At 54.2% G+C, this 260-nt stretch carries 1 pseudogene; it reads left to right on the top strand.

From position 1 onward, the window contains the following. Nucleotides 1–33: 33 nt before the first annotated feature. Nucleotides 34–260 (top strand): annotated as a pseudogene (locus HMPREF2572_RS08600) (integrase); the annotation flags it as partial.

The raw sequence follows: 260 nt of genomic DNA, 5'->3' as shown, positions 1-260 counted from the left end.
AGGGGCGGGCAATGGAATGAAATAGACTTTGATGTGGCAATATGGACAGTTCCCGCCCAGCGCATGAAGCACGAGAAGACCGCGCCTAAACCGCCCCATGCCGTGCCGCTGGCTGACTGGACGCTTGAACTTTTGGCAGAACTGAAAGAGCTTACCGGTAATACGCCGTTTCTGTTTCCGAGCCGTACCAAGACGGACGGTTTTATCAGCGATGCAACCATCAGCCGAATCATTGAGCGCATGGGCTACAAAGGCAGAGT

This window comes from Neisseria sp. HMSC064E01 (genome assembly GCF_001808875.1).
Taxonomy (GTDB): Bacteria; Pseudomonadota; Gammaproteobacteria; order Burkholderiales; family Neisseriaceae; genus Neisseria; species Neisseria sicca_A.
This window is presented reverse-complemented; position numbering and strand designations above follow the sequence as displayed.